At 53.3% G+C, this 18204-nt stretch carries 17 protein-coding genes and 1 tRNA gene; 13 read left to right on the top strand and 5 right to left on the bottom strand.

The features are described from left to right. Positions 1-469: 469 nt before the first annotated feature. The gene (locus HMPREF1492_RS07340; protein ID WP_051479447.1) at positions 470-1033 is read right to left on the bottom strand and encodes a hypothetical protein; all 564 of its coding nucleotides are present in this window, start codon (positions 1031-1033) and stop codon (positions 470-472) included. A 268-nt stretch (positions 1034-1301) separates the two neighbouring features. Between HMPREF1492_RS07340 and HMPREF1492_RS06900 the strand changes: the two genes are divergently transcribed. Next, on the top strand, positions 1302-1736 hold the full coding sequence (locus tag HMPREF1492_RS06900) for an Hsp20/alpha crystallin family protein (RefSeq protein ID WP_035437391.1): 435 nt from the start codon (positions 1302-1304) through the stop codon (positions 1734-1736). Between the two features lie 269 nt (positions 1737-2005). Here HMPREF1492_RS06900 and HMPREF1492_RS06905 read toward each other — a convergent pair whose 3' ends face one another. Further along, a complete protein-coding gene (locus HMPREF1492_RS06905) occupies positions 2006-2848 on the bottom strand; it encodes an MBL fold metallo-hydrolase (RefSeq protein ID WP_035437394.1) in 843 nt (280 codons plus the stop codon). Between the two features lie 69 nt (positions 2849-2917). On the opposite strand from HMPREF1492_RS06905, the gene tilS reads away from it, so the two are divergent. The 3 genes from tilS to HMPREF1492_RS06920 all read left to right on the top strand — a co-directional run bounded on the left by tilS (position 2918) and on the right by HMPREF1492_RS06920 (position 6540). Next, entirely contained in the window at positions 2918-4576 is a 1659-nt protein-coding gene (gene tilS, locus HMPREF1492_RS06910) for a tRNA lysidine(34) synthetase TilS (RefSeq protein ID WP_232215633.1), read from the top strand. Then, positions 4576-5124, top strand: coding sequence for a hypoxanthine phosphoribosyltransferase (gene hpt / locus HMPREF1492_RS06915; RefSeq protein WP_035428577.1), 549 nt, complete (start codon positions 4576-4578; stop codon positions 5122-5124). The genes tilS and hpt overlap by 1 nt, the downstream gene beginning before the upstream one ends. A gap of 231 nt (positions 5125-5355) precedes the next feature. After that, positions 5356-6540: a pyridoxal phosphate-dependent aminotransferase gene (locus HMPREF1492_RS06920; protein ID WP_035437396.1), complete on the top strand. Its 1185-nt coding sequence runs from the start codon at positions 5356-5358 to the stop codon at positions 6538-6540. 639 nt (positions 6541-7179) lie between these two features. Here HMPREF1492_RS06920 and HMPREF1492_RS06925 read toward each other — a convergent pair. Together HMPREF1492_RS06925 and HMPREF1492_RS06930 are read right to left on the bottom strand one after the other, a co-directional pair. Beyond that, complete coding sequence (locus tag HMPREF1492_RS06925; RefSeq protein ID WP_035437398.1) at positions 7180-7992, bottom strand: phosphatase; 813 nt, start codon at positions 7990-7992, stop codon at positions 7180-7182. Between the two features lie 101 nt (positions 7993-8093). Further along, entirely contained in the window at positions 8094-8873 is a 780-nt protein-coding gene (locus HMPREF1492_RS06930; RefSeq protein WP_035437400.1) for an exodeoxyribonuclease III, read from the bottom strand. A gap of 203 nt (positions 8874-9076) precedes the next feature. Here HMPREF1492_RS06930 and folP point away from each other — a divergent pair, with 203 nt between their 5' ends. After that, the gene (gene folP / locus HMPREF1492_RS06935) at positions 9077-10549 is read left to right on the top strand and encodes a dihydropteroate synthase (protein WP_035437402.1); all 1473 of its coding nucleotides are present in this window, start codon (positions 9077-9079) and stop codon (positions 10547-10549) included. Further along, complete coding sequence (locus HMPREF1492_RS06940; protein WP_035437405.1) at positions 10540-11268, top strand: hypothetical protein; 729 nt, start codon at positions 10540-10542, stop codon at positions 11266-11268. Before folP ends, HMPREF1492_RS06940 begins: the two co-directional genes overlap by 10 nt. Before the next feature lie 38 nt (positions 11269-11306). Here the strand turns inward: HMPREF1492_RS06940 and HMPREF1492_RS06945 are convergent, their stop codons facing one another. After that, complete coding sequence (locus HMPREF1492_RS06945) at positions 11307-12089, bottom strand: type III pantothenate kinase (RefSeq protein WP_035437408.1); 783 nt, start codon at positions 12087-12089, stop codon at positions 11307-11309. A gap of 296 nt (positions 12090-12385) precedes the next feature. On the opposite strand from HMPREF1492_RS06945, the gene rpmE reads away from it, so the two are divergent. The 7 genes from rpmE (at position 12386) to HMPREF1492_RS06980 (ending at position 18165) form a co-directional block, all read left to right on the top strand. Continuing rightward, positions 12386-12793, top strand: coding sequence for a 50S ribosomal protein L31 (gene rpmE, locus HMPREF1492_RS06950; protein WP_035433039.1), 408 nt, complete (start codon positions 12386-12388; stop codon positions 12791-12793). A 133-nt stretch (positions 12794-12926) separates the two neighbouring features. Then, positions 12927-15239, top strand: a complete 2313-nt coding sequence (dnaX, locus tag HMPREF1492_RS06955; RefSeq protein WP_035437411.1) for a DNA polymerase III subunit gamma/tau — start codon at positions 12927-12929, stop codon at positions 15237-15239. A gap of 106 nt (positions 15240-15345) precedes the next feature. Then, complete coding sequence (locus HMPREF1492_RS06960) at positions 15346-15684, top strand: YbaB/EbfC family nucleoid-associated protein (protein ID WP_012808212.1); 339 nt, start codon at positions 15346-15348, stop codon at positions 15682-15684. Positions 15685-15687: 3 nt separating this feature from the next. Then, a complete protein-coding gene (recR, locus tag HMPREF1492_RS06965) occupies positions 15688-16299 on the top strand; it encodes a recombination mediator RecR (RefSeq protein ID WP_035437413.1) in 612 nt (203 codons plus the stop codon). A 2-nt stretch (positions 16300-16301) separates the two neighbouring features. Then, entirely contained in the window at positions 16302-16973 is a 672-nt protein-coding gene (locus HMPREF1492_RS06970) for a hypothetical protein (protein ID WP_035437415.1), read from the top strand. A 164-nt stretch (positions 16974-17137) separates the two neighbouring features. Further along, positions 17138-17214, top strand: a tRNA-Asp gene (locus tag HMPREF1492_RS06975). A gap of 192 nt (positions 17215-17406) precedes the next feature. Next, positions 17407-18165 carry an HAD family hydrolase gene (locus tag HMPREF1492_RS06980; RefSeq protein ID WP_232215634.1) on the top strand — a complete coding sequence of 253 codons (759 nt, stop codon included), beginning with the start codon at positions 17407-17409 and terminating at the stop codon, positions 18163-18165. Positions 18166-18204: the final 39 nt, after the last annotated feature.

An 18204-nucleotide genomic window follows, 5' to 3' on the forward strand; every position in this document is an offset into this window, starting at 1 on the left:
AGCGCACGGGGTTTCTCGCCGCACGCTGAACGCTACAAATAAAAGCCGCTGGTACATGACGTATCAGCGGCTTTTTGTGTGCGGGATCAATTGGCCTCTGACTGCGAGCCTGAAAAATGCACCATGTCTGAGTAAATTTACTCAGACATGGTGAGAAAAACCGGCAAATAGCTCAGACTTGGTGCACTTTTCCGGCAAATCATTCAGACATGGCGAGAAAACCAGGCTCCATATGAGCGTCCATGGAAGGGCAATCTCGGACATGCTCCAAAGTCCGCCTGAAAAGTACAAAGAATCTGTGTTTGGGACACAGATTCTTTGATGAAATCAGGCAAATCCACAGATTCTTTTACATTTTTAGGCAAAAGTTACAGATTCTTTGCAGAAATCAGGCGCGCACTGGACGGCTCAGCTGCCGACGCGTCGCGCGACGTCGCGACTTTGCAGCCACCGTTGGCGAACAGCGCGTTTAGCGAATCGCAACGCCCCAGTTGGTGGACATCCAGGTCCAGAGGAAATAGACCACCGCGGCGATGATAGCCAAAACAATGATGGCGGCAATTAGCGAACCTGCATTTGAGCGGCGCTCTTTTCGGACAAAGATGTCGCGCTGACCCTTGGGTACCTGCAGGAACTGGCCGTAGTGAACGTCCTTGCGAAGGTGCGCAATCTCGTTCTTTGGCTTGCGCCAACCTTTCTTCGCATAAGAACCCTTGCTGGACTCGAAGCCAGCAGCCTGGTTCTCGGGAAGTTCGAGCTTCTCGCCTGGCATTGTAAAGTCGCTGATAGGCTCCACTGTTTTGTGATGGCGATGCTGGCGGACGTATGGCTGCTTTGCAACGCCTTCGCCTTCGTACTCGGAAGCTTCAGATGTCGAGAAGTGCTGCGCGCCAGTTGCGTGAAGCTCGGCTCCATCGGCTGGTTGAGCTTCCTGCTCAAAAGATTCAGCGTATTCAAAGTCCTGCTGGGTGTCAGAGCGAGGGTTCTGATCCGCAGGTGAAGCGTTATTTTCAAGGTCGTTCGAGGTGTCCACGATGATCCTTTTGTCGTAGTCTCGCAAAACATTGATATAAAACATGATACCGCAGCTCGTGTATTCCTGCACAGTTTTGCTCAGATATTTGGTGGGTGCGTGAAGCAGTGCTGACGCATATTTGTGCGGTACATATCCGCAGGGTAATCTTAGTCAAACAGACTTAGAAATTTTATAAAAAGTTGTATAAATTTGCACAAGCAGGGTACAACAGAGAGTGAACAACGAAGTGCCAATAACGGCATCTACCAGTAAAGGAGTGGTTACTATGAAGAATGTAGTTCCCTATGATCGTATTGCAAGGAACCTGAGCACGTGGCCATTTGGCTCATTTGATTCTTTCTTTGACGCGCCTTATTCCGCCCTGTCTTCCGTCTCGTCCGACGCTTTTGTTATGAACGTTGAGGATGCAGGCCAGTCTTACGTGGTAACGGCCGAGCTTCCCGGCGTTTCCAAGGAGAACATCGACGTCGAGCTCAACGAAGGTAGGCTTTCAATCACTGCTGCTCGCAAGGAGTCTGAGGAGGAGAAGGCCAAGAACTACCTGCACAAAGAGTCTTCTGAGTGGCAGGCAACTCGCGGTGTGTATCTGAAGGATGCAGCTCGAGAGGGCCTAACTGCAAAGCTTGATGGTGGCATCCTAACCATTACTGTTCCAAAGCAGGATCAGCAGGCTAGCGTCACAAAGATTGCAATCGACTAACACTAGTGCTCTGAGCGGCGGCTTTGACGGTCAGTCAAGCTGCTGCTCAGGCAGTAAGGTGCCTGGTAGTTGACCTGCCAGGCACGTATAGCTGCAGCCGAGCGTACGGCTAGACGTGCCTGTTCAACGCCCGATTACAGGCACCTCGCATAGCGAGAAGATCTTGGAACTCCAAGGTTTTCTCGCTTTTTTGTTGTCTCGAAACCGGGACGCGCGGTGTGTCAGCGTACACGCGCAGCTTAGAGCGACATCGTCGAGAGGCGCGCAGCTTACAGCGACATCGGCCAATCTTGGCTTGCCACGCAGATGGCAAGAGAGCCGTTGGGAGTCTGTGCCTCGGTAAACGCATCGTTGAGCGGCTGCGCACCAACCGCTTCAGCAAGCGTTCTAACTGCGATGCTTGGACGGTTATTCTCGTGAGAAAGATGCATGCCAACCACGCAGCGTGTATTTGGGCCAACAAGCTGCGGCAACGCCTGCGCGGTGTACTCGTTTGATAGGTGACCGGAGTCTCCGTGGACGCGCTGCTTGAGCATGTAAGGATAGGGTCCCGTGAGCAGCATGTGCTCGTCATGATTGGACTCGATAGCAAGAATGCGCACGTCAGAGAGGCACTCGAGAGCCTTGGGCGTCAGAATACCCGTGTCGGTGCAGTAGCCCACGGAGTCCACGATGCGCCTATCAGGACCAGCAAGATAATCAAAGCGCATGCCCATAGGCTCGCAAACATCGTGCGAGGTGGGGAAGATGCTTACCTCAATGTCTGGAGCGGCGTCAATATGGACAGAACCTGCCTGGTCAACGAGGGTAAAGGTGACGTTTGAACAGGAGCTTCTTCTTGAGAGCGCGGCGGCAGTTCCTGTTGTAGCAAACACAGGAACATCAAAAGTTTTACTTACTACCGAAAGGCCCGCGACGTGATCGGTGTGCTCGTGCGTAATAAAGATGGCCACAAGCTCAGAGAGGTCAACGTTCAGCTCTTTAGACCGACGCAGAATTTCTTTTCTAGAGATTCCACAATCAATCATAATGAGACCATCAGGTGTTTCTAGCAGACTGCAATTACCTTTTGATCCGCTGGCAAGAATATGTAGGCGAAACGTGGGATTCATGAATTTCTTTCTACTGAGTAACTTTCGGGTATAACTGTAACAAACACACCGGACAGAAATTGGTGCTAAGTGCCATCCGTACACGCATACTTCAATAAAAAGAACGCTCTCGTCGCAAAAGACCAGGCAGATGGATTGCAAAGGGGCAAGGTAGAGAACTCGCGACGTGGACAGGCTGCCGCGCCTGTAATCCTTATGGTCTCGGGCGGAGCCGACTCAATGGCGCTGCTCCACATGGTGGCAACGGAGCCACTTGACCTCGGAGATGGAGCAGGACTTGTGCGCATTGCACAAGAGCGCCTGCATGTGCTGCACGTAAATCATTTGCTTCGCGGAGTGGACGCGGATGCTGACCAGCACTTTGTTCAAGAGACTTGCGACTCGCTGGATATTCCCTACACCGTGCTGCGCGTGGACGTGGCAAAGCTTGCGCAGGAGCGTGACGGCAACGTGGAAGAAATTGGTCGTCGGGTGCGGTATGACGCTGCGCGAGAACTCGCTCAAAAACTTTGCGCTGAACAGGGGGTTTCTCGCCAGAAGGCAAAGATTTTGACGGCGCATACGGCGGACGACCGCGCGGAGACGTTCATGATGAACGTGATGCGCGGGTCTGGTATGAGCGGCCTGGCGTCGATTCCTAGGCATCGCGGGCTGATTTATCGTCCGCTGCTCGACTGCACGCATGACCAGCTCAAAGACTGGCTGAAGGCTCGCGGTTTAGACTGGCATGAGGACGCCACCAACACCGACACCCACTATTTACGTGCGTATATGCGCCATAACGTGCTCCCTCTGCTGAAGGCGAGAAACCCGTTGCTGGTGCAGACGGTGTGCAAAATTGCAGATTTGATGACTGACGAAGACGATTATCTTGAGGCGAAGGCTGCTCGCAAGCTGAGGCATATTACGCTGCGTAAGAGCGAATCTTCGCTGGTACTTGACGCGCTGAAGCTGAGCTCTACCGACGTAGTGATTGCTCGCCGCGTGGTGAGGATTGTGGCTAGACAGCTGATTCCCGAGGCATGGCTAGAGTTCAGGCACGTAGATGCCGTGCTTGAAGCGGTTGCTGCAGGAGTTGGCGTGGCTAACCTGCCGCAAAACCTTGAGGCGCGTGTTCGTCTGGGCACCGTGGCATTCTCGTTCACGGGCGCTGCGAGAAGTGCGGTCGGCGCTGCGGCTGCGGTCACCGCGAGAAGTGCGGTCGGTGCTGCGGCTGCGGGCGCGGACAGCGGTGAAACCGCAGGTACATCGCCTGCTGCAGCAACGTTTGGCGAGCACCTTGCGGTCCCGGGAACACTGGAGCTGGCAGACGGCCGAGTGCTTTCGGCGCGCATTCTCCCTGTGGAGCACGGCTTTGACGTCGTGTCCTATGCAACCGCGCATAGCCAGGAATGGTTGGGCGAGTCGGTTCTTCTCGACGCGCAGGCCTGTGGGGTAGACCCAGTTCACGGCGGTAGCCTGTGGGTCTCGGGACCCGAGGCGGGGGACACCATGCAGCCTCTGGGCATGCACGGGCAGTCAAAAAAGATCTCTGACCTGCTGGGCGAGGCGGGCGTGCCCGTTGAATCCAGGAGTATGATGCCTATTGTGCGAACAAATATTCGTGGACATGTGGTGTGGGTTGCGGGAATTCGTCCCGATGAACGAGTAAAATGTACGCAAGATACAAAACAGCTGCTAGAATTGAACATCTATTCTGGTCATAAGCCATTTGAGAGGAGCCAGTAATGGCGGAGCTTCACCCTGATATTGAAGAGATTCTGCTTGACGAACAGGACATCAAGGACATCGTCAAGAAGGTGGGTGCAGAGATCACGCGTGACTACGCGGATAAGAACCCCCTGGTCATTGCTGTTCTTCGCGGAGCTGTTGTATTCATGGCTGACATCATGCGCGCCATTGAGTGTCCACTCTCCATCGATTTTATGGCTGTTTCCAGCTACGGCGACGGCGTTAAAAGCTCTGGTGTTGTGCGCATTGTAAAAGATCTTGATACCAAGATTGAGGGCCGCCACGTCATCATCGTTGAGGACGTCCTGGACTCCGGTCTAACCCTCTCTTACCTGGTCCGCATGCTCCAGTCTCGTAACCCCGCTTCCATTGAGATTGCCGCTTTCCTGGTCAAGGACATTGAGGGCAAGCGTCCAGCTATTGATCCTCGTTACGTAGGCACTCACGTACCCGACAAGTTTGTTGTTGGTTACGGCCTGGACTATGCAGAGCGCTACCGCAACCTGCCATTTGTTGGCGTTCTGAAGCCTTGCGTGTACGAATAGGCTGAAGTCACGCGGCCGCACCTGCGGTACGCTCTGTGGAATTTGCTGCAAGACCGTGCAATAGATACAAATTTGTTAAAACTTTTAAAGTTGGGCGAGAAGATCGATCTTCTCGCCCAATATGCTATCTATCAAAGGTTGTGTGAGGCCAGATGCGCAACGGCATCATCCCCGCCTCCATCCAACGTTTTACCAGGTAGGTACTGTAGGCTTCGAGAGAATTGAGAAACCATGGTCAATCAGACAAGTCTTGCATACGGATCAGAAAAGTCTGCAATCCGCGAGATTGCAGGTTATGCGATGCAACGTCGTGCTGAGATTGGCGCTCAGAATGTGTTTGATTTCTCGATTGGTAACCCTTCCGTGCCTGCTCCTGAGTCTGTTCGCACCTCTATCGAGGCCGCCATGCAACTACCTCCTCAGCAGGTCCACAGCTACACGCCTGCAATCGGCATTCCCCAGGCCAGAGAGGCAATTGCCGCGTCGCTCCGACGTCGCTTTGGAGATCACGCAGCTCAGGCAGACGACCTCATCTTGACTTGCGGAGCTGCAGCTTCCGTTTCTATGGCGCTCAATTCCATTGTTTCTCCAGGTGAAGAGGTTATTGTCATTGCACCATACTTCCCGGAGTACCGCGTGTGGATTGACCACGCACAGGCTACCTGCGTTGAGGTTTTGGCTGACGAGAAAACCTTCCAGATTGATGTTGATGCTGTTTGTGCAGCTCTTACGCCTAAGACTCGCGCGGTGATTATCAACTCTCCAAACAATCCTGTTGGTGCTGTGTATACCAGGGAAAACCTTGATGCATTTGCCAATATGCTCCGCAAACGCTCTGCTGAACTGGGAACTGACATTTACGTCATCTCCGACGAACCTTATCGCGAGATTGTTTTTGGCAACATTGAGGTCCCTTGGGTTCCTGATGTCTACGAGCGCACTATTGTGTGCTATTCCTACTCCAAGTCCCTCTCACTTCCTGGCGAGCGTATTGGTTGGGTGCTGGTTCCCGCTTCTAATCCGGAGCAGAAGGAGATTTACGCAGCTTGTGCGGGTGCCGCTCGACTGTTGGGCTTTGTTTGTGCGCCAGCGCTTTTCCAGCGCGTCATTATCGACTGTGTTGATGAGCCAGCGGATGTTGAGGCCTATGCAAAGAATCGAGAAGTTCTGACCGAGGGCCTCACCAAGCTTGGGTACGAGTACATTCAGCCCGATGGTGCATTCTACCTGTGGGTTCGTGCTCCTGGTGGAGATGCTCAGGCGTTCTGCGATGTGGCTAAGCAGTTTGAACTGCTCCCTGTTCCATCCGATTCGTTCGGCTGCCCAGGTTGGCTGCGCGTGAGCTACTGCGTTGCGTACCAGACCTGCGTGGACTCGCTTGCTGCGTGGGAAAAGGCTCTTGCTGCAATGAAATAAGCGCTGCAGCGGAGCTCAGCGATCAAACGGCGAGAAAACCAACGGGCGAGAAAATCAATCGACTACAAACGACAAAGTGAACTGCCTCCCATTTCTTGGATATAAGAAATGGGAGGCAGTTCATGTGCGGGTGATTATGATTCTGCAGCGTGTTAGCGTCGGCTTTTAGGCCTAGCGTGCAAAAGAGCGCAGCTTTGGTAGGTTCTGCTGAAGAATCGACATGTTCTTAATCAAGATAGCCAAACAGCCAGGTGGTCTCCCTGCTTGACATACATTTCTATGCATAAACTTCATCTAATATGCTTAAACATGAATAGACAAATATAAGAAATTTAACTATCGATAAATTTAGTATCTACGGAACACACCTAAGTCGGATATTCTGCTCAGATGCGGGCACTTTACACATCTAATGACGATAATCTGCATGTTTGTGGTAATTTCCGCGTCATGTATACGTCTTTTTAACAGATTATCCGACTTAGGTGTGTTTTGAACTGCCTCCTATTTCTCGTGGCTAAGAAATGGGAGGCAGTTCAAAGCCGCGTGAAAACGCGGCTTTGTTTCTTTGTGCGATGTTGTTGTGAGCTGCAGCCGTTCGAATAGCGCGACGCCTTAGTTGCGGTGCTCGTGTCTGACTTAGTATCCCTGCTTAGAGGCTGGAATCTTTGCGTCAGCGATGGTGTCCAAAAACGTCTGGGCATCGCGACAAGCCATAAGCTCCTCGGGGAAGTCAACCTCTTCAAGCAGCTTAATAACAGAATGTGCGTCAGCAATGCGGGTTGCAATGTGAGCGTCTGAGCCAAAAGAAAGCTTGCATCCCAGTTCAGCGCAGGTCTCTGCAATCACACGACAACGCTCAATAGCAACCTCACGCTGGCCTTCGTCGTGCGTGGCCTCGTTCATCTCGATGAGCTTACCGCGATCACGACACTCTCTGACAAGTGCGGGAACATCAAAATCTAAACCACTGCGACCAAGGTGGCCAAGAATCAAAACATGTGGATTATCCAGCGCATTAACGTACATCTGGGTAATCTGCTTCTGTGAGGCGCCAGCTGCCCACTGCTTGCTATGGATACTTGCAACAGCATAATCGCAGGTACCTAGGATGTGCTCGCCAAGAATATGAGGTTGGCGGAGTTTATCGCCATTAATGCCCTGGTCAAACGTAATATCGTAGGCAAACAGATTGCCCTCAAGATCAACAATATCAACCTCGGCGCCGTGAAGCAGCCTAACGCCGTACCAGGTTTCTGGCCAAATAGCGGTGTTCATAAAGAACTGGAAGTTCTTAATGGTCTGCTGGTCATACAGCATGGACGAGAAGTGATCGGTGATTCCAAGCAGCTCATAGCCACGCTCAGAAGCTGCGCGAACGTTCTCCTCAATGGTTGAATAGGCGTGCCTTGAGTACAGACTATGAGTATGAACGTCGCAGGTAATGCGCATGACGTGCTCCTTTGAATCTCAATCGACAACTCTAGTTAATCACGGCCACCATCTTGAGGCAACCCTGGCGAGAAGACCGGTCTTCTCGCCATCCGCACGATCTACAGCTCAATACTCAGCTCGACGGGACAGTGGTCGCTGCCGTAGACCTCGCTCAAGATGGATGCGCTTTTGATCTGCTCAGCAATGCGATCGGAGACCAGGAAGTAGTCGATGCGCCAGCCGGCGTTGTTCTTGCGGGCGTTGAAGCGGTAGCTCCACCAGCTGTAAGCGCCGGTCATGTCGGGATGGCGATACCTAAATGTATCGGTAAAACCCGCGTCCAAAAGCTTGGTAAAGCTCTCGCGTTCCTCATCCGAAAATCCTGCGTTTTGCCTGTTAGATGAAGGGTTCTTAAGGTCAATCTCGTTGTGAGCAACGTTAAAATCACCGCAGGTAATCACTGGTTTTTTCTCAGACAGCTCAGCCAAAAACTCACGATAGTGCTGATCCCACTCAAGACGCTCGTCTAAGCGCGCAAGCTGGTCTTTTGAGTTTGGCGTGTACACGCACACAAACCAGAACTTCTCAAACTCCAGCGCACAGACGCGGCCCTCGTCGTCAGCAACGGGGCATCCAATCTGGCGAATTACCTGCAGAGGGGTTTCTCGCGAGAAAACCGCTGTGCCCGAATACCCCTTTCTATCTGCGTAGTTCCAGGTTTGAACATAGCCGGGGAGGTCTAGCTCAACCTGTCCTTCCTGCAGCTTAGTTTCTTGAAGGGCAAATACATCAGCGTTTATGGTTTCAAAAATTTCCGTGAACGAAGGCTCTTTCTTAAGCACAGCGCGCAGACCGTTGACGTTCCAGGAAATCAGTTTGTACTCTTGAGTATCGCTCATAGCTCCTCTTTCATGCTGCGACCTGGTAGTTTGGTTGCAGCGGATACATATCACAGCAGCCGCGAGTGATGCACATCTCATACTCCAGTTACGGCGTCGAGCGGTGCGTTTGCGGCAATAAACTTTCAATAAATCCATGGTATACGACTAGTCGCCACCAATACCGCTACAATAGAAACATTCATAGCTGGCAAGGAGGATTCATGCTTCGTCAAAGCTACAACACCTGGCAATGTGGAACTCACACTATCTCGTTGGCACGTCCTAGAATCATGGGCGTTCTCAATGTCACTCCAGACTCGTTCTCTGATGGCGGAAAGAACTTTGATCCAGAGGCTGCAATTGCACGTGGATTGCAGATGTTGGATGAGGGCGCCGACATCATTGACGTTGGGGGAGAGTCTACTCGCCCAGGTCACACGCCTGTTCTGCCTACAGAAGAGGCTGAGCGCGTAGTACCTGTGGTGCGCGCGTTGGTAGCTGCTGGAGCAATTGTCTCCATTGACACGCGCCATGCCGAGGTGGCAAAGATGTGCGTGCGTCTTGGAGCATCCATCATCAATGACGTTTCCGGCTTCACCGATCCAGAAATGGTTGCTGTAGCTGCGGAGTCTGACTGCGGCTGCATTGTGATGCACTGGAATAAGGACGGCCTTGGAGCTCGTGTTGAGCGCAAGCAGGTGCAGCTGGACGACATGCGCCCTTCTCGCCCTACAGGCAGCGCGGCTGCTCGAGCCGCAGCTACAGGAGCCGAGACACGCACGCTGAGCTCGCAGCGCCGTTTTACCTTGCCCGAAGAGGCACCTATCATGCGCCAGATTATGGGCTTTTTGGGCGACCAGGCTCGCGGCTTGATGCGCGCTGGCGTTTCCAAGGACCGTATCTGCATTGACCCAGGTCCGGGTTTTGACAAGTTTGCCGACGAGGACGTTGTTATTCAGCGTGCTACTCGTTCGATGGTTTCTATGGGATATCCGCTGCTTTGCGCCGTGTCCAGAAAGCGCTTTGTTGGTGCTGTTTCTGGCGTAACTGAGGCCACGCAGCGCGACGCAGCTACGCACGCAATTTGCATTGCCGCTATCACCAACGGTGCCCGTATCCTGCGCGTTCACGATGTTACCGGAACCGCTCAGGCTATCAACGCCTACTGGGCCATGACCGAGCGCGATCCTCGCCAGGGATTTGTGGCGCTTGGCTCCAACGTGGGCGACCGCGTGGGCTATCTGGCCCGCGCAACGCAGCTCATCGATGAGATTCCGCTGACCTGTGTTGTTTCTCTCAGCCACGCCTACGAAACTGAGCCTGCATACGGTATTGCTACACCCGTGGTAAACGCCGTTGCCGAGATTAGAACTGAGCTCCATCCTCTGGTGCTGATGGACAAACTGCTTGAGGTAGAGAACGCTCTCAACCGCACACGCAAGAAAGGCGAGGAGGGCCATGGACCTCGCACTATTGACTGCGACCTTCTGTGGGTTGAGGGTGAACAACATGCAGGTAAACACCTTACTCTGCCTCATCCACGCATGGGCGAGCGCGATTATGTGCTTGTTCCAATGGAGGACCTGATGCATGATCCGGTGCGCTTCTTCTCGCACGGCGGCGTAGAGATTGCCCCTCCTGACCAGCGTGTTGGTCATGTAACCGAGGACTTGGGAGCCATTACGTGGGAGTAGCACAAGAAGCTCTGGAGCTAGCACGTGGTGGCGCACAAACGGGTGAGTTTGTATTCCGCATCTCTGACGTGCAGGAATGTGCTGATCAGAGCCAAGATGACTGCTCCGAATCGGCTTGCGCGCCGGCATCAGCGCGCCCATCATCTGGCGAGAAACCCTTTGAGGTTGCAACTGTTGTGCGCCTAGGGGTCTCGATGCCCTATGTACCAGCGGTTCCGTACGTTGTGGCGCTGGGGCTCTGTCAGTTCTTGCGAGCCGCAGATGAGGGCTTTGGTATCCGCTGGCCTTACGATATCTGCTATAAAGACCAGGTTGTTGCCTCAATCAAGGCAACCGCAGGCTATCAAGAGGGCATGTTTGCTGTGGTAAGCGTTGTCACAGACGCTAAGGCGCTGAGCTTAGCGTTTTATGTTGCAGACAACACAGAGCTTCTCGCCAAAAAAGTATCTGAGCTGGTGGTCCAGAGTGTAAGTGCGTGGGAGCAACAGGTTAAGCGTGCAAGGAGCTTTGCGGGGCCAATCGCACTGATTCTGAGCGACTACTTTGATATGGTTCCTCTGCTTGGACAGCAGGTCAATAAGGTATACCCCAGTGGTAACGTTGCGCTGACCGCTCGATTTGGCGGCATTGACGTGTGGGGTCATGCCATCCTTGTTGACCAGGACGGTAAAGAAATCCTTGTAAGTGAGGACGAAGCTTCTGTTGTGCCAGCAGTTTAACCGCTGGTTTATCTGCGGTAACGCGGCTGCGGCGTCAATTATTTGGCGGCTTGAGTGGACTGCTTCCAAATCAGATAAATGCCACGCATGGTGAGCTGCGGATCAACTACGTCAAAGACATCTGTTGCTTCGCTGACGGTATTTGCCAGGCCACCCGTTGCAATAACGGTTGCGCCCTCAATACCAGGCTCTTTGAGCGTTCTGGCAACTAGGCCTTCGGCCTGAGCTGCAGCACCAACCACAATACCTGCCTGAACAGCGCTTTCGGTAGTGTTGCCCAAGACGGTCTCAGGCGCCTTAATAGGAATGCTGGAGAGCTTGGCTGCACGCGCAAACAGTGCGTTTGCAGAGATCATAATACCTGGTGAAATAGCGCCCCCGCGGAATACGCCGTCCTTATCAACAACGTCCAAATTGGTCGCAGTGCCAAAATCAACCACAATAACCGGATAACCATAGCGCTCAGTTGCGGCAACGGAATTTGCTACGCGGTCGGCACCAACAAGCTCGGGGTGGGGGATATTGAAGCGAATCTTATCCGTGGAAAGCGCGTTAATGCGGGTCAGAGGCTTGTTAAGCAGCAGCTCAAAGCAGCGCTGCCAAGCACGTGTGATAACAGGAACCACGCACGAGAGTCCGCCTGCCTCAACGTCGTCTAAGCTCAGTCCATCTTTCTGGAAGAACGTGAAGAGACGGCCGTGCAAAATATCGGAGGTGTCGCTTTGATCGGTAGGCATTCTCCAGCCGCGCACCATAGTGCCTTCGCTGTCAAATAAACCAATGGCAGTTTGCGTGTTACCCACATCAATCGATAAAAACATTATGCCTCCGAGGGCTGTAGACCAGCTTTTTATGACGTATTGGATTTTAGCCCATTGGGCGCATCTCTAAAGTTGTCGTGAGGAAGAAAAAAGTTGTTTCGCAGTTGTCGCATAGTTGTTGCACAGTTGTCACACACAAGAATTATCTGCACAAAATGTGAATTTCTCGCCAACTGCTTCTAGCAACAGAAGGGTTGTTCTGCTATACTTTTTCAGCTTATTGTCTTGATTGAGCACGTGCTCATAAAGACGCCCCTGCTCTGGTCGGAAACCAGAGCCGATGTAAGGAGTCCTGCATGAAGCAAGGTATTCATCCAGAGTACGTAGAGTGCACCGTTCGTTGCACCTGCGGAAACACCTGGACCACACACGCAACTGTTCCAGAGATGCGTCTTGACCTCTGCGACAAGTGCCACCCATTCTATACGGGTCAGCAGAAGCTTGTCGATACTGGTGGACGTGTCCAGCGCTTCGCCGACAAGTTCGGTGGCGCAGCAAACGCTGCTCTTGAGGCTGCTAAGGCTGCCAAGGAGGCAAAGGCTGCTAAGGCTGCTGAGCAGGAGGCTGCTCGTAAGGCTGCTGCTGAGGCTAAGGCTGCTGAGAAGGCAAAGCGTGCTGCTGAGTTCGCAAAGAACGCACCAGCTGCAGAGCCAGAGGCTGAGGCTGAGGTCGAGGCCCCTGCAACCGAAGAGGCTGCAGAGTAGCAGGTATTTGCTCGCGCAAAGACCGCAAAGTACAGAATCGGGGTGGCTTCGGCTGCCCCGTTTTTGTTTGGCGAGAAACCCTCTCAACTCAGAGGGTATACTTGAAAGTGAAAAATCTGCCGTCGGAGGACGAATGGAATCACTGTATACAAAGTATCGCCCGCAAACGTTTGAGCAGGTAGTTGGCCAGAAGCATGTGGTCGGCACCCTTGAGCGAGCGGTCTTGGAGCAAAAGCTCAGCCACGCATACCTGTTCTGCGGACCTCGCGGCACAGGCAAGACCACCATGGCTCGCTTGCTGGCAAAAGCTATCCTCTGCCATGAGGCTCCTGGTCATCTGCCCGACGGCACTTGCGAGGACTGCCAGTTGATTGCTGCCGGTCAGCATCCAGATGTCTTTGAGATTGACGCCGCTTCTAACACCGGCGTTGATAACGTGCGAGAAGAGATTATTTCTCGCGCTAGTTACGCTCCCGTGCGTGGCAAGGGCAAGGTTTACATCATCGACGAGGTGCATATGCTTACCTCGGCGGCGTTTAACGCCCTGCTCAAGACGTTGGAGGAGCCTCCTTCACACGTGACGTTTATCATGTGTACTACCGATCCCCAGAAAATTCTTGCAACTATTCTGTCCCGCGTGCAGCGCTTTGACTTCCGCTCCATTGCCGCTGACGAGATGGCAGAACATCTGGTCAACGTCTGCAAAAATGAGGGCTTTACCTACGAAGACGCAGCTATTGATCTTATTGTTCGTCATGCACGCGGTGGCATGCGCGATGCTCTTTCTTCTCTTGAGCAGCTCTCCGTTTATGGCGGCGGCGTCATTTCTGAACAGACGGTTCGTGACGTTTTGGGTCAGTCGTCCGGCTCTCTTATTAACAATGCCGCGATGGCTCTGGCTCAGCGCGACATTTCTTCGCTCTTTACCACGGTAAACACGCTGTTTGAAGGTGGTAAAGATCTGCTGCAGTTTACGCGTGAGCTTGCCGTCCACGTAAGAGATCTCTACATTGCCGCAGCCGTAGGCGTTGATTCTCCAGCGCTGGCAAATTCCACCGCTTCGACCGAGCAGCTTACCAAAGAAGCTCAGGCCTTTGGGTCGGTCGATAGGCTCTCCAGAGTTCTGACCGTTTTGGGCGACGCGGCCAATCAGATGCGTACCGCTGTGAACCAGCGACTGGTCCTGGAGGTTGCATTCACCAAGCTGGCACGTCCTAACACAGAGCTTTCCTTGGAAGCGCTAGCAGATAGGATAGCCGTTCTTGAGCAACAGTTGGCAAACGGTGTTGTTGCTGTTCCTGTTGGCGAGAAACCCGCAGCTTCCGCGCCTGCATCGGTATCGCAGCCAGCTCCGATTGCCGCGCCCGCTCCCGTCCCTGCATCCGCACCAGCGGCGGCTTCAGCACCCACACCACAGGCGGCTCCCGCTCCAGTTGCAACTCCAGAGCCAGCTCCAGCTCCGGCACCTGCACCAGTCGCTGTGCCTGCATCTGCGCCAGCTCCAACACCGCAGCCTGCACCAGCACCCGCAGCCGCGCCAGCTCCGCAACCAGCGCCTGCGCCTGCTCCAAAAGAAGTTGACCAGGCAGACGCACTTCTCGTCAGACAGTGGAAAGAAGTCGGCAAGGTTTGTGCGTCTAAGAACGCCGCTCATGCAGCCCTGCTGGTCAGCTCAACGCTTGAGTCCGACGATGGCTCTGAGCTGGTAGTTACGCTGCCAAAGGGCTCTTCGTTTGCTATGAGGATGCTCAGCGCGCCAGCAGTTTCTGAGTTTGTAAAAGAGTGCGTTGCCCAGGTTATGGGCCCGCGTCGCATCAAATATGTTGAGTCGAGCCTTGCCGCAACGGCAATCTCTCGAGAAAAACGTGCAGCTCAGACAGCTCCGGCTCCTGCACCCGCGCCTGCTCCAGCACCGGCTCCCGTTGCACCTGCGGCTCCAGCTCCAGCTCCGGCTTCCGTTGCATCTGCGGCTCCAGCTCCAGCTCCAGCACCTGCAGCTCCCGTTGCACCAGCGTCAGAGGCGTCATATCCGATGCCTTGGGATGAGCCTGCGTCTGGCAGTGCGTCTACTGAGGCTCTTGACTACGATCAGGTACCTTACAGTGATGACGATGTAGCTGCGGTTTTGGATGATTCCGCTGAAGATGCCGCTCCAGCTTCAGTTGCACCTGCTCCTGTGTCAGCAGCTCCAGTTGCACCAGCGCCTGCACCTGCAGCGCCTGCACCCGCAGCGCCTGCACCCGCAGCGCCTGAACCCGAACCAGTTCCGGCTCCAAAGCCAGCTCTAGCACCAGCTTCACCAGAGGATATTGCTGCTCGTTCAGCGCTTCCATCAGAGCTCAACAGCGTGGCGGACATGCTTGAAAAGGTATTTGGACCAGCGGTTTCTTTGTCGGTAGAGAAGAAGCTGGATGCCGAAACTCCCGTAGACCATGCAAACAACTAGAACTTCTCGCGATATTCTCGCGATATGACGCTTTGGTGCATGGATCCTCATGCGCCAGCGCAAAAAGCGCAACTTGTCTAAAATAGATACGACGATAGGAGAACATATGGCACGTGGTGGATTTAACATGGGCGGCATGAACCGCAATCAGATGATGGCTCAGGCTCGCAAAATGCAGGAGCAACTGCTGGAGGCTCAGCAGAAGGCTTCCCTTATGCAGGCAACCGCAAGTGCTGGTGGCGGTGCTGTTAAGGTAACCGCATCCGGCGATCTGCGCTTGACTAACATCACCATTGATCCTGAAGCAATTGATCCTGAGGATATCGAGATGCTCCAGGACATGATTCTGGCAGCCGTAAACGATGCTCTTGAGTCTGCAGAGTCTCAGGCATCTGCCCAGATGAGTGCAGTAACCGGTGGGCTGAATATTCCAGGACTGTTCTAATCCATGGCGTTTGATACCACAAATGATGGTCGTGCGCTGCAGCGCTTGCTTGACGAGTTAGGCCGACTACCAGGCATTGGTCCAAAGTCTGCTCAGCGCATAGCCTACCATCTTCTAGAGGTTGATTCCGAGGAGGCTCGCCGTTTGGCGCAGGCTATCTTGGAGCTTAAGCAGCAGGTGCATTTTTGCCCTATCTGCTTCAACTATGCGACGCGTGACGAATGCGACATCTGCCTGGACTCTTCCAGGGATCGCAGTAAAATCTGCGTGGTCTCCGAGCCTAAGGATGTCTCGGCAATCGAGCGTACCGGTGCGTTTCACGGCCTCTACCACGTTCTGGGCGGCGTAATCTCGCCTATGGACAAGATTGGTCCCGAGCAGCTCCACGTGCGCGAGTTGCTGTCCCGCTTGGCTGATGGCACCGTTACCGAGGTAGTTCTGGCAACTAATCCGGACGTTGAGGGAGAAACAACTGCAACGTACCTCTCCAGAACTATCAATCCGCTTGGAATGACGGTTACCCGACTGGCAAGCGGACTTCCCGTAGGCGGAGACCTTGAGTACGCAGATGAGGTAACATTGGGACGTGCAATTGAGGCACGTCGGGAGGTTTAAGCATGGCAAACCACATGAGAACAAGTTCATCTGGCGAGAAGACCCCTGAGGCTTCATCGGTTGACATGAAGAATATTTCAACGCTTCGTGCTGGTCAGGGCGCACAAATTCCTCAGAGCCCACGACAGGCCGATAACACGCCAGAACCTCCAAATAGAAAATCGGTCATCATCTTGGTGGTCGCAGCTATTGTTGCGCTTACTGCTCTGTTCTTTATTGTTCGCTGCGCTACAAGCACTAAGAGTGAATCTGCAAGCCAGCAGCCAAAGCAGACCCAGTCCGCCTACGCTGACGAGAAACAGCAAGACGAGCAGGCAGTTGACGGCTCAGTTACCTTCCACGGTATGAAGTACTCTCTGGAGAAGCAAAGCGACGGCAAAACTGCTGTTGTTCGCACCAGTGACTCGGGAACTAAGAGCGTTCTGTTTGAGGTTGAGGGAACTCCTACCAGCCTGATTCTTTTTAACGACACCATTTTGGTTCCAGAGAATCGCGATTCTGGCTGGGATGTTGTGGCATGTGCCCTGGTAGACGGCTCGCTTCCAACCCTTATTGCCGATAAGGACGGCAAGGCTGTTGGCGGAAACGGTACTATCACAGCAGCTACGCTTGACGGAACTACACTTAAGGTAACCGATTCCACAGGAAACACCACCAGCGTTGCTCTTCAGTAAAAGCAACGCGAAGAAATTGTGGATTTCCAGTGGGCGTTCATGTTTCTGAGCTGCGGATATTCTCGCCAAGTGGTTATTTTCAAGAAAATTTTTAAATTCGTTGGAAATAACGCTAGACAAGAATAAAAGTTCCCTGTATTATTTCAATTCGCAACAAGGCGTCCGGGGTATTAGCTCAGCTGGTTAGAGCGCCGGCCTGTCACGTCGGAGGTCGCGGGTTCGAGCCCCGCATATCCCGCCATTGCATGTTCAAGCCCTCTTCGGAGGGCTTTTTCATTACCAAAAAAGTCCAGCATAAAAGATTTAAATTACATCTTTAATTTATTGAAACCAAGTCAGAAAATAGAGCATTGTATGATATCTTTACATCAGAATGTGTCTAAGTGCTTCTGCTACAGGAACATTTAAAAGCAGAGGTAAAGTGAGGTGGATTGTGCGGAATCAGAATACTTTGGGTGCGCTGTCGCAACGCGATAGCGTAAGTTCCAAATCCGCAGAATCTTCCAATACAGAACACACTTCAGATTTGATCAAGAAAATTGCTGTTTTTGATTTTGACGGAACCGTCATTTCTGGACAGTCAGGACTCTTGTTCTCTGCGTATTTGCTCCGCCGCCATCTGTCCTCAATTGCACGCACGCTCAAGCTTGTGTGGTGGGGAGCTCGCTACAAGCTGCACCTTCCTCAAAGGCAAGAAGAGGCTCGTGAGCTGGTTGTTGGTGCACTTACGCAGTATAGCGTTGAGTTTGCAAATGCCGTCATGCACGATTTTCATCGCGAGGTAATTGAGGGGATGTATCGCCCTCAGGCGCTGGAAGAGGTGCGTCGTCGGCAGGCAGAGGGTTGCTGCGTGCTGTTGGTTTCAGCAACGTTTGAACCTATCGCGGAATTGGCCGCCCAGAAGCTGGGAGTGGACGCGTTTCTCGCCACAAAGATGCAGGTGGGAGCCGACGGGCACTATACCAGCAAGGTTGACGGTCCTGTGATTGAGGGCGCTCAGAAGCTGGTCTCGGCAACTGAGTGGTGTAACCAGCGTTTTGGCCAGGGCAACTGGGAGATTGCGTACGCGTACGGCGATCACTACTCGGACGCAACGCTTTTGTCGGCAGCTCAAACGCCGTGCGCCGTTTGCCCTGGTCCAACGCTTGCCAGGCTTGCAAATAAGCGCGGATGGAAAATTTTGAACTGGTAGCAAAGATTGAACTAAGAGCAGCACCTGAACTAAGAGCAA

This window comes from Atopobium sp. BS2 (assembly GCF_000565075.1).
Classification (GTDB): domain Bacteria; phylum Actinomycetota; class Coriobacteriia; order Coriobacteriales; family Atopobiaceae; genus Lancefieldella.

What these genes read in the sequence shown, in the direction of transcription:
- dnaX (WP_035437411.1), top strand. Translation starts at nt 12,927, where the DNA reads ATGGAATCACTGTATACAAAGTATCGCCCGCAAACGTTTGAGCAGGTA.
- HMPREF1492_RS06900 (WP_035437391.1), top strand. Translation starts at nt 1,302, where the DNA reads ATGAAGAATGTAGTTCCCTATGATCGTATTGCAAGGAACCTGAGCACG.
- HMPREF1492_RS06925 (WP_035437398.1), bottom strand. Translation starts at nt 7,992, where the DNA reads ATGCGCATTACCTGCGACGTTCATACTCATAGTCTGTACTCAAGGCAC.
- HMPREF1492_RS06930 (WP_035437400.1), bottom strand. Translation starts at nt 8,873, where the DNA reads ATGAGCGATACTCAAGAGTACAAACTGATTTCCTGGAACGTCAACGGT.
- HMPREF1492_RS06905 (WP_035437394.1), bottom strand. Translation starts at nt 2,848, where the DNA reads ATGAATCCCACGTTTCGCCTACATATTCTTGCCAGCGGATCAAAAGGT.
- HMPREF1492_RS06970 (WP_035437415.1), top strand. Translation starts at nt 16,302, where the DNA reads ATGGCAAACCACATGAGAACAAGTTCATCTGGCGAGAAGACCCCTGAG.
- recR (WP_035437413.1), top strand. Translation starts at nt 15,688, where the DNA reads ATGGCGTTTGATACCACAAATGATGGTCGTGCGCTGCAGCGCTTGCTT.
- HMPREF1492_RS06920 (WP_035437396.1), top strand. Translation starts at nt 5,356, where the DNA reads ATGGTCAATCAGACAAGTCTTGCATACGGATCAGAAAAGTCTGCAATC.
- folP (WP_035437402.1), top strand. Translation starts at nt 9,077, where the DNA reads ATGCTTCGTCAAAGCTACAACACCTGGCAATGTGGAACTCACACTATC.
- rpmE (WP_035433039.1), top strand. Translation starts at nt 12,386, where the DNA reads ATGAAGCAAGGTATTCATCCAGAGTACGTAGAGTGCACCGTTCGTTGC.
- HMPREF1492_RS06945 (WP_035437408.1), bottom strand. Translation starts at nt 12,089, where the DNA reads ATGTTTTTATCGATTGATGTGGGTAACACGCAAACTGCCATTGGTTTA.
- HMPREF1492_RS06960 (WP_012808212.1), top strand. Translation starts at nt 15,346, where the DNA reads ATGGCACGTGGTGGATTTAACATGGGCGGCATGAACCGCAATCAGATG.
- hpt (WP_035428577.1), top strand. Translation starts at nt 4,576, where the DNA reads ATGGCGGAGCTTCACCCTGATATTGAAGAGATTCTGCTTGACGAACAG.